Here is a 10,094-nt window from a genome sequence, read left to right on the forward strand (position 1 = left end):
AAAAGACTTAAATTGGCCTTGTTTCTTGAAACGGGGAAACCCATATCCCCGCTTCTGGAATGCCTCCCAAGTATCATGCAGCCTGCGAATCGTAGTCTGCAAGACCTGAGAATGCACCTTGGCCAAATGCGGGAATTGCTTCTTTGCTTTGGGTAGGTTATTTTGCTGACGATAGCAAGACGGGAATGGCTCATCGGCAGGAATGATGTATTCCTTCTCCAGTGAGCATCTGTCTATGGGACACTTACGGGAAGCAATCCAGTCTTTGAGTTCGCGCAAAGCGTAGTTGTACACGCCTCTGCACGTCTCAAGCCACGACCGCAGCTCGGCCTGCTGCGCGGCATCTGGATAGATCCGGTAAGTGTAGTTCATGGTCAGCATAGTGGCAGTTTACCACAAGCTATAGCTGCTGGTAAATACTTGTCTTATCCCATCGAGAGAATCGACAAGTGCGGGGAGTCCATGTATCCCGACGCTGATGCTTTGCATACAGCGCGGGACTTATAGCTCCCCGCGCCCCTCCTTTGTTAATCTAGGTGGGATCCCTTCCTACCCAAAATCCCGCCAATTTCCCCTCTCCCTGAGAGAGAGAGGCTGGGGGTGAGGGCGTCGGCAATGCAGAGCGCTTGGGCCCAAGTTACCGCCGTTCCAAAAAGTCGCGGCGCAGATCCCGAATCTCCTGCCGCATCTCCCGCATCTCTCGGGCCATCTCGTCAGTGCGCCGTTCCAAAGCTTCGGTGCGGCGCTCCACAGCTTCCGTGCGCCGTTCAATGGCTCGGGTGCGCTCGTCAAAGCGATCCAGTGCCTCCCGGAAAAACTGTGCCAGCATCGCCTGCCCTTCCCGCAGCTCTTGGATCAAAACCTGCTGGTTCTGCTGGGCAGCTTGCAACTCCTGGACGGCCCGAATCAGCCACTGCTCTTGCTCAGGTGTCATGGTTACCAAGGCGCTACAGAACAAGGAAATCCTACCACCCTAAATCTCCTCCTGGGAGAAGGATCCGGGGATGGTTACACTAGCAACGCAGAGCGCTTGGGCCCAAGCTACCGCCGTTCCAAAAAGTCGCGGCGTAGATCCCGAATCTCCTGCCGCATCTCCCGCATCTCTTGGGCCATCTCGTCGGTGCGCCGTTCCAGGGCTTCCGTGCGCCGTTCAATGGCTCGGGTGCGCTCGTCAAAGCGATCCAGTGCCTCCCGGAAAAACTGTGCCAGCATCGCCTGCCCTTCCCGCAGCTCTTGGATCAAAACCTGCTGGTTTTGCTGGGCAGCTTGCAACTCCTGGACGGCCCGAATCAGCCACTGCTCTTGCTCAGGTGTCATGGTTACCAAGGCGCTACAGAACAAGGAAATCCTACCACCCTAAATCTCCTCCTGGGAGAAGGATCCGGGGATGGTTACACTAGCAACGCAGAGCGCTTGGGCCCAAGCTACCGCCGTTCCAAAAAGTCGCGGCGTAGATCCCGAATCTCTTGCCGCATCTCCCGCATCTCTTGGGCCATCTCGTCAGTGCGCCGTTCCAAAGCTTCGGTGCGGCGCTCCACAGCTTCCGTGCGCCGTTCAATGGCTCGGGTGCGCTCGTCAAAGCGAGCCATCGACTCGCGAAAGAACTGCGCCAGCATCGCCTGCCCTTCGCGCAGCTCTTGAATGAGAAGCTGCTGGTTTTGTTGGACAAGACGCAGCTCCTGTTGGGCAGCTTGCAGTTCTCTTTGGGAAGCTTGCAACTCTCTTTGGGAAGCTTGCAGTTCTTTTTGGGAAGCTTGTAGCTCCTGGATGGCGCGAATCAGCCACTCCTCTTGCTCAGGTGTCATAGCTGGCGGGCGGTACAGAATAAAAAAATCCTAGCACCCTACATCTCCCCCCTCCCCTTAGAAGAGAAGCTGGGGGGAGTCGCGTCAGCGGCGCGGAGCGTTTGGGCTAGCGTCGTTCCAAAAAATCGCGGCGCAGATCCCGAATCTCTTGCCGCATCTCCCGCATCTCTGCCGCCATCTGGTCGGTGCGCCGTTCCAGTGCTTCTGTGCGGCGTTCGATGGCCCGAGTACGCTCGTCAAACCGATCCATTGACTCGCGAAAGAACTGCGCCAGCATCGCCTGTCCCTCCCGCAGCTCTTGAATCAAAACCTGCTGGTTTTGCTGGACAAGACGCAGCTCCTGCTGGGCAGCTTGCAATTCTTTTTGGGAGGCTTGCAGCTCTCTTTGGGAGGCTTGCAACTCTTGGATGGCTTGAATCAGCCACTGTTCTTGCTCGGGCGTCATGGTTACTGAAACACTACAGAATAAGGAAATCCTACCACCACTAACTCTTCTCTCCTCCTGGGAGAGGGATCGGGGGCAAGGGATCCAAATCCAAAACCTCAATGGAGAGTAGGGAACTCGAATCCCTGACCTCTGCGGTGCGATCGCAGCGCTCTACCAACTGAGCTAACTCCCCGTAGCTTTACCAGAATAACCCGAATCCGCAGCCAAGATCTCCCCCGCCTGCAACTCCAGCTTGGGAAAGACCTTTGAGGATACCGGATCGGATCCCTTCAGCTCCAGCACATCGTACCAGCCTTCATGAAGCAGCAGCAGGCTCACCTTCTCCTCCAAGGGATCCACAACCCAATACTCGCCGATCCCCAAAACGCAATACTCTGCTTGCTTGGCCCGGTAGTCTGCTGCCCGGCTCGACTCACTCACCACCTCCACCACCAGTAGCGGCGGCGGATCCTCCGGGCGAATCAACGCCTCTCTGGATCCCATCTCCTGCCATTGCTCCAAAGGCAGCACCACCCCATCGGGAATCCGCACCGAATCCCACCGATTGCCCCGTGGCGACTGGATCCCCAAGCCTCCCTGTATCGTTGTCCAGGGCAACTGCTGCCGTGCAATCTCTGCCTCGAAAACTCGGCTGAGAAAGTTTTGAATCTGCACATGCCGTCCGGTTGGAAGGGCCATGGGAACTAACTCTCCCGCCACCAGCTCATAGCGGGTATCCCCGCCATCCGAATAAGCAAGGTATTCGGCCAACCTCAGGCGAGCTGTTGAGGGTGCAGAAACGGATCCCATTGCCAAAGCCATAAACCGTCTCGGCCAAAAGTTTCTCTGTTGCCATGCTAGCCCTGTATCTCACACAACCCCTCTCTTCCCCTGGGAGCGGGGCTGTGAGCGCTTGGGCCACGGTTGGATGGAAGCTAACGCCGTTCCAGAAAATCGCGGCGCAGATCCCGAATCTCTTGCCGCATCTCTCTCATCTCCTCCGCCATTTGGTCGGTGCGCCGTTCCAGAGCTTCCGTGCGCCGTTCAATAGCCCGGGTGCGCTCGTCAAACCGATCCATTGACTCGCGAAAGAACTGCGCCAGCATTGCCTGTCCCTCCCGCAGCTCTTGAATGAGGAGCTGCTGGTTTTGTTGGACAAGGCGCAGCTCCTGCTGGGCAGCCTGCAATTCTCTTTGGGAGGCTTGTAACTCTTGGATGGCTTGAATCAGCCACTGCTCTTGCTCAGGCGTCATGGTTGTCGGGTGTTGCAGAATAAGGAAACCCTACCACCCTGAATCTCCCCTCTTGCCCTGGGAGAGGGGCTGGGGGTGGCTGTGTCAGCGGCGCGGAGCGCTTGGGCCACCCAAAACAAAAACCCCTCTCTCTTTAATAAAGAGGGGCCGGGGGTGAGGACGGAAATTCAAGCTCGATCAGTAAAGGGCTTCTTCTTGGTGGGTGATGATGGTGCAGTCGGAAGTAGGGTAAGCCACACAGGTCAGCACATAGCCCTGCTCGATCTGATCATCGTCCAGGAAGGACTGATCGCTTTGATCCACCGTGCCGCTCACCAGCTTGCCGGCACAGGTCGAACAGGCACCGGCGCGGCAGGAATAGGGCAGCTCGATCCCTTGCTCTTCCGCCACGTCCAAAATGTACTCATCGTCCGGCACATCGATGGTGACGTTCAAGCCTTGCTCCTCGTTGATCAGAGTGACCTTATAGGTAGCCATCCTGGTTGGGTCTCCAGAAAAAACATCCACTCCTCATCCTGCCACCCTTCTGCCCCAGATCAAGCACCCTTTTGTGAGGAAATAGGCAAATCTTCCGGTTTTTTGCAGGTGGATCCGGGAAAGCTTGCCGGGTAAGGGTTCTGGCTGCTCAAGAGGGCTGTTAGCCCGCAGCGTCTGCATGAAGGGTGAACCTCGGCTCCGATGGCAGAACTGCCGCAGATCCCACCGGTCATTCTTCCGCAATCCTCTCTGTTCAACTTGGACTTGGCAGGGATCCTGTAGCTCCTGGGTTGCACCTGGAAAAAAAATGGCAAGACTTGCCAAGTTGGGCGGATCTGACTGTATGATTTACGGAGTAACCAGAGCAACCGCTGACACAGGCGTGTGTGCGTCTCCCATCCGAGTATCAAGCCCTTAGCCTTCTCAGTTGCTTCGGGCTGGTTGATCGGGTAAGTTAAGGGAAGTGTTCAGCCGAACCCTACTTTTTTGGTTAAGAGGAGAAAAATGAACGGAAAAACGCATAAGTGGCTGTTGAAGTCACTTGGTTCTCTAACCTTGGCGTCTGCCGTGGTGCTTCTGCCCGTGATCTTGACAGGCTGTGGCGAAGACAGTACCAGCTCTGTGGTGCCTGTGCCTCCTCCACCTCCTCCACCTCCGCCGCCGGCTCCAACTCCGACTCCAGCTCCTACCCCAACTCCCACTCCAGCCCCAGCAGGCAGGGTGGTTGTTACGCCTGAGAGCGATATCAGTCGCATCATTGCCACTTCTGACCGGACGCAGCCTTTGACCATCGTTCTGCAGCCGGGTGTCTATCGCCAGAACATTGTGATTAACCGCAGCAACGTGACGGTACGTGGCGCTACGGGTCTGGTGGACGACGCGGTTGTGGTTGGTGCGGAAACGGGCGCTCCGGTACAGGTGACCAGCAATGCCGCTGGCGTTGTCCTGGAGAACTTCAGCATTCTCAACACCCGCTCCCTGGCGGCCATCGAGTACGGTATCAATGCCGAGGACGCCACTGAAGTTACCGTTACGGGCGTTGACATCGTTCTCTCCCCCACAGTAACCACTCCAGCTTCCCGTGGGGTAGCCATTGGCTTTGGCTCAGCTGCTGCTGGCGTCACCTCTAAGAACCTGACAGTAACCCGCTCCAACCTCTTTGTGGCTGGCGCAGCTAACTCAGCGGGTATTCGCATTGCCGGCGACAACGCAGGCATCAACCTGCGGGTGGAGACCAACAACATCTTCTTGGGCTACGCTGCAGCTTCCAATGGCGTGCGACCTGAGTTGATTAACTTGGTGCCGCAGGTGCCGCAGGGTGTGGGTGCGGGCTCGGCTGGCATCTTTATCGAGCCTGCAGTGACCGGGCTGAGCTTGGTAACCTTTGCCGGCAACGCCATCACCCCCACAACTGCGAGGGCCAACGTCTATGCCATCCGCGACGAGCGAGGCAGCGGCCTCAATGCCGTGGAGCGCCGTGACATCGTTGCTAGAAACAGGGACTTGGTGTTTAACAGCAACACCAGCAACGTTTACCTCTCCATCACCCGCGCGATTGACGAAGTGGCCGGTCCCAACCCAACGGTAACGGCTGGCCCCGGATCTTTTGTGGCCGAGGAAGAAATCCTTCTGCCCGCCGACAGGCCTGGCTTGACCTTGAACTCCATTGACGGCACGAGCACGGTGCGTTCGGTCAAGATCCTGGCCGCTGATGCCACGTTGGGCGGAACGAGGGGCAACGGCTTCCGGATTACTGGCACTTCCCCAGATCCGGACGCTGCTGGGCCGGCTACAGCTTACCAAGTAGCCATTGGCGAGTGTGACGCAGCCAACCTCACCACCCGCAACGTAAAAGTCTCCTTCAACGATTTCACGCGGCCTCCTACGCCGGCGGCTCCGGCGGGTCCCTACGTCTCTGTGCAAGTCTGCGACCTCTCGCAGGCGGAGGTTTACGGAAACCTGCTGAACGGCTTCACCGTTGCTGGCGTACATGTGGTGTCGGCTGAGCCAAACGGGGTAACCATTCGCGAGAACCGCTTTGAGCCTTCCATCGGCAGCCCGAACTTCATTGCGGCCATTGTGGATCGGCAGACTCAGGCACCGGGAACTCTGGCTCCTTTTGCCACAGCTTCGGTGACGGGCAACACCTTCAACCTGCCGCCGCAGGCCACTCTGGCCGTCTACGCTCGTCCTGATCTTAACCTCACGCCAACCGCGGCAGGGGCGCTGGGCGGAGAAGGCACCATTCTCAAGGCTTTCTTCAACAACACCATCACGCCCACGCCCATCCCTGGCATTGCCATGTGCGGTCGCCAAGAAGGCTTGGCGGGAGCCCCGGGCAGCCTTCTGAACTTCTTGGATAGCACGCCAACAGCTCCTTTCGCCTCTACTGTCTTTGGCGGGGTGTCGGATGCCCTCTGCTTGGCAGTGGGCTTCGGCCCAGGGGCCGGTCTGCAGTTCCAGGGTGGAGGCGCGCCACCGGCAACGCCTACTCCCACGCCTACGCCTACGCCTGCCGGTGTGAGGATCACTATCCCAGGCCTGCCTGCTGGTGCTATAGTAACGGTGACAGGAGCAGGAGGTTCCCCCGTTATTGCCACTTCCACCTCCGTATCTGAAAACGAGGCTACCTTCCCAGGGCCATTTACCATCCCCTTTGGTGGCCAGATTCGGGTGACTCCTGCCATTTCTTCGCCATCGGCCATCACGGTCGAGGGTACTACCATCAACACCTTTGACAACACCACCAACCCCGGCAGCACCACCTACTTCAACTTCGGGCCTGCCATTCCGGTGAACTAGCCTTTGGCTAGCTTTGCGACAGCGGCCTGCTTCCGTTGGGCTGACTGAAAAGTTGCTTGGTGGTGGCAGGTCGCTTTTTCCATCTCGCTTGGCTTGCGCATCTCTTCGTTCGATTGGTTTCCCTGTTGTACTTTTTGGCTTCTGCATGGGTATAATACCAGCAGCTAGGCCTTTGTGGGTTTCCCTGTAGTGAGTTGAGCTGCGCTTGCCAAGGCTTCAACCAGTTGTAGAGCCTTTCTTCTTGGAGATTGATGATGTCTAACCGCAACCTCAAGCACAGCTTGCGTTCCACGCTGGCCTCCTTGGCGCTGGCTTCTTCTCTAACCGGGGTGGTAGCCGCTTGCTCTGCCGACACGCCTACCGTTACGCAGGTTCCTTCCACCATCTCGGCTCAAGTTCCCGAAACCGCTGCTCCCGTTGCCGAGGGCCTCTCCTTCTACTACGACGGGGTGAAAACCTCGGTTAGCAGCAAGGACGCAGCAGTCCTTTTTGCCGCCTGCAGCCTCAACACCGGCGACGCTGCCAAGATCGTAGGTTTTGTCAACAACACGCTTAAAGCAGGGCCGATTACGGCCAGCGATGTCACCGGGCTAGGTGACCCTCTCCAGCCGGCCATCTCCGACTTCAACGGCAACGGAGTTGTCAACTGCGAGGATGCCGCCATTTTGTTTGCCGTGTCCACTGTGGGTGTAGACGCGGCCAAGGTCAACGCTTTTGTATCCGGCACCCTGAAGATTCCGGGGGTAAGCGTTACTCAAGCGCAGTTGGATACCTTCTTCAAGACTCCACCAACACCGACCCCGACGCCCACGCCGACGATCAAAACATTCCTGCTCACCCCTGACGATTTGAAGCTGCCGAGCGGCTCCAGCCAAAGCGTGACGGTGGCGTTGCCCAGTGCGCCACTAGGGAATGTGACGGTAACGGTGACGCCTTCTAGCGGCATTACAGCTACCCCAGCGACCCTGACTTTTACTCCCACTGTTTTCGGCGGCACGGTGACGGTGAGCAGCACGGCGACCCCAGGCACGACTGGCACCGTCAAGTTCTCTGCTCCGGGCTATGCGGATGGAGTGGTCAATGTTACGGTTGACCAATCGACCAACCTTGTGGTGGATCCTGCCAGCCTGAGCATTCCTGCCAATGGGGCAGGGTCGTTTAAGGTCAAGCTGGCCAAAGACCCGATAGTGCCGGTGACGGTAACGGTGACGCCTTCTAGCGGCATTACAGCTACCCCAGCGACCCTGGCTTTTGCGCCGATCAACTTCAGCAGCGACAAGACGGTTTTGGTGAGCGCTGGACTGGGGGCCGTTCCAGGAGCGCAATCGGTTCTCTTGGATGCGGGGTCGTTGGGTAAGTTCAACCTGCCGGTAACCATTACCCCCGCCTCAAATACGACTTTCTTCATCGATCCTACGAATGGGAACGACGCCTTCCCGGGCACAGCGGCCAAGCCTTGGAAGTTTGTTCAGAACGCTTTGAACGGTAGCCAATCTACAGGTTCGCAAGTGGCGGCGGTGGCCATCGCGGGCAATGACGTGGTGGTTACTATTTTGGGAAGTGGAACCAGTCTTTCAGAGACTGTTAATAATAGCATTAGCACACCGGCTTTGGTGGCCGGCTCGGTAACGGTGCTGCAAGCTCCATTCCCGAAGACGTTTAAGTTGGTTCTGGGGGATAATAAACTGACCCTGAACAAGGGCTACAAGCTGCAGGATATCAAAATTGACTCCAACCGCACTACTAATGGAACGTCAGTAGAAATCACTCATCCAACGGCTGGGCTAGCCAGTGTGGAGTTCATGTGTGGGAGTAATGGGGCTTCTGTTACCTGCGTGGAGGTTGCGGGAGCTGGCTCCCATACCCTTAAGGGTGTGGAGCTTACTGTGGCGGCTAGTGATTCTGGTAACACTGGCATTAAGAATAATGCCAATGCCAACCTCAGCATTGTCGGTGGCAGAGTTCAGACTGGCGCTGGTAGCAACGCTATCACTTTGATCAATGGCCAGTGGGTTCTGACTGTTACGGACTTGACGGTGGATATGACTGAAAACTCGCACGGGCAAGCCAGTAAAGGTATCATTCTCAATGCTCCCGGATCCTCTATTACCGGCTCCACCATCAAGGTTAATAGCCCCCCGAGTGGCTCGAATGCCAAAGGTATCGTAGTCCAACTTGGGGCGAGCAAATCCACTGTTGAAGGTAACACCTTCATTGGCTACGGTACTAACTCAGTTGCACTTACCGGTAACAGTAACCTCTTCTTTGATGCTCTTAGCAAGAACACCTTTTTCGGAACCTTTGCTTCGGGAGGACCAGTTCAATAGTAACTGACGCTGGAAGCTGTTTCCCCCCCTGCCCCCCAGGGGGGCTTTTTTGTAGGCCCCGGTGCTCTGCATTCCCTTGCCCCTTTCCGGGAAGTCGGGCTGCAACGGCGAGAGAGGAATTGTGGTAGGCTAGCACCAGCTTGCAGGAAAAGGTGAGTATGGCCAAAAGGATTGTCTGGCTGTTGGGGGTAGGACTGGCGCTGGCAGCCTGTTCCGGCAGGGCGCGGGGCCCTTCTCTATGTGTCAATGCCCGCCAGGTAACGGCGGAGGAGGTATTGGCGGCCAAGGGCAAGAATCTCTCCGGCTGCCAGTTGATTGGGGTGGTGCTCGCTAACGCCAAGCTGGCCGGCGCTGATCTGGGCGAGGCGCTGGTGCAGGGGGGAGTCTTCCTGCAGGCGGATCTGTCGGGGGCCAATTTGGCGGGGGCCTATGTGGAAAACACCGCTTTCAACGGGGCCAAGTTGCGGCGGGCCAACTTGCAGAAAGCCAGGTTTCCCGACTCCAGCCTGGCTGAGGCCGACTTGACAGGGGCCAATTTGCAGGAGGCGGATCTGCGGCGGGCCAACCTCAGGGGGGCAATTCTCAAAGGGGCCAAGCTGGAGGGGGCGCTGACGGACGGGGAGACCATCTGCCCCGATGGGGAGCGCGGCCCCTGCCGCTGGTAGGCCAGGGATCCGGCTAGAATGGGATCCTAAGCCGGTGTAGGGAACCCCATGTCGGAGCGGTTGGAGCGGGTGGAGGCCATCTTGGAAGTCCTGGCCCAGCAGACCCTGGCCACTGCCCAGGCCACTGCCCGGAATACAGAAGCCATCGAGCGTCTTTTTGCAGCCACCGCCCAGAACACAGAGGCCATTGGGCGTGTTTCCACAGTTACTGTCCAGAACGCAGAGGCCATCGAGCGTCTTTTTGCAGCCACCGCCCAGAACACAGAGGCCATTGGGCAAGCCTTTGCAGCCATTGGTCAGAACGCAGAGGCCATTGGGCGTGTTTCCACAGTTACTGT

The 10,094-nt window shown here is 57.6% G+C and carries 11 protein-coding genes, 1 tRNA gene and 1 pseudogene; 4 read left to right on the plus strand and 9 right to left on the minus strand.

What is annotated here, in order from left to right; translation table 11 throughout:
* The 9 genes from ACVW0C_RS13905 to ACVW0C_RS13945 form a co-directional block, all read right to left on the minus strand.
* The coding region (locus tag ACVW0C_RS13905) for a helix-turn-helix domain-containing protein (RefSeq protein WP_457385993.1) at positions 1-381 on the minus strand (381 nt) is incomplete at its 3' end.
* Between the two features lie 256 nt (positions 382-637).
* Positions 638-934: a hypothetical protein gene (locus ACVW0C_RS13910; RefSeq protein ID WP_457385995.1), complete on the minus strand. Its 297-nt coding sequence runs from the start codon at positions 932-934 to the stop codon at positions 638-640.
* A 107-nt stretch (positions 935-1,041) separates the two neighbouring features.
* Positions 1,042-1,317: a hypothetical protein gene (locus ACVW0C_RS13915; RefSeq protein ID WP_011433211.1), complete on the minus strand. Its 276-nt coding sequence runs from the start codon at positions 1,315-1,317 to the stop codon at positions 1,042-1,044.
* A 107-nt stretch (positions 1,318-1,424) separates the two neighbouring features.
* Complete coding sequence (locus ACVW0C_RS13920; RefSeq protein ID WP_457385996.1) at positions 1,425-1,805, minus strand: hypothetical protein; 381 nt, start codon at positions 1,803-1,805, stop codon at positions 1,425-1,427.
* 106 nt (positions 1,806-1,911) lie between these two features.
* Positions 1,912-2,250 (minus strand): hypothetical protein, encoded by a 339-nt coding sequence (locus ACVW0C_RS13925; protein ID WP_457385998.1) that lies wholly within the window; start codon positions 2,248-2,250, stop codon positions 1,912-1,914.
* Between the two features lie 102 nt (positions 2,251-2,352).
* Positions 2,353-2,425, minus strand: a tRNA-Ala gene (locus ACVW0C_RS13930).
* Complete coding sequence (locus tag ACVW0C_RS13935) at positions 2,416-3,054, minus strand: Uma2 family endonuclease (RefSeq protein ID WP_457386000.1); 639 nt, start codon at positions 3,052-3,054, stop codon at positions 2,416-2,418. The genes ACVW0C_RS13930 and ACVW0C_RS13935 overlap by 10 nt, the downstream gene beginning before the upstream one ends.
* Positions 3,055-3,167: 113 nt before the next feature.
* Positions 3,168-3,485, minus strand: a complete 318-nt coding sequence (locus ACVW0C_RS13940) for a hypothetical protein (protein WP_414342508.1) — start codon at positions 3,483-3,485, stop codon at positions 3,168-3,170.
* A 177-nt stretch (positions 3,486-3,662) separates the two neighbouring features.
* Positions 3,663-3,962, minus strand: coding sequence for a ferredoxin (locus tag ACVW0C_RS13945; RefSeq protein WP_011433206.1), 300 nt, complete (start codon positions 3,960-3,962; stop codon positions 3,663-3,665).
* A gap of 555 nt (positions 3,963-4,517) precedes the next feature.
* Between ACVW0C_RS13945 and ACVW0C_RS13950 the strand changes: the two genes are divergently transcribed.
* From ACVW0C_RS13950 to ACVW0C_RS13965, 4 genes and pseudogenes are all read left to right on the plus strand, one after another.
* On the plus strand, positions 4,518-6,764 hold the full coding sequence (locus ACVW0C_RS13950; RefSeq protein WP_457386002.1) for a hypothetical protein: 2,247 nt from the start codon (positions 4,518-4,520) through the stop codon (positions 6,762-6,764).
* Positions 6,765-7,018: 254 nt separating this feature from the next.
* The gene (locus ACVW0C_RS13955; protein WP_457386004.1) at positions 7,019-9,091 is read left to right on the plus strand and encodes a hypothetical protein; all 2,073 of its coding nucleotides are present in this window, start codon (positions 7,019-7,021) and stop codon (positions 9,089-9,091) included.
* A gap of 158 nt (positions 9,092-9,249) precedes the next feature.
* Positions 9,250-9,756, plus strand: a complete 507-nt coding sequence (locus ACVW0C_RS13960; protein ID WP_011430277.1) for a pentapeptide repeat-containing protein — start codon at positions 9,250-9,252, stop codon at positions 9,754-9,756.
* Positions 9,757-9,804: 48 nt separating this feature from the next.
* Positions 9,805-10,094: pseudogene (locus tag ACVW0C_RS13965) on the plus strand (hypothetical protein); the annotation flags it as partial.

This window comes from Thermostichus sp. OS-CIW-26, assembly GCF_054058395.1.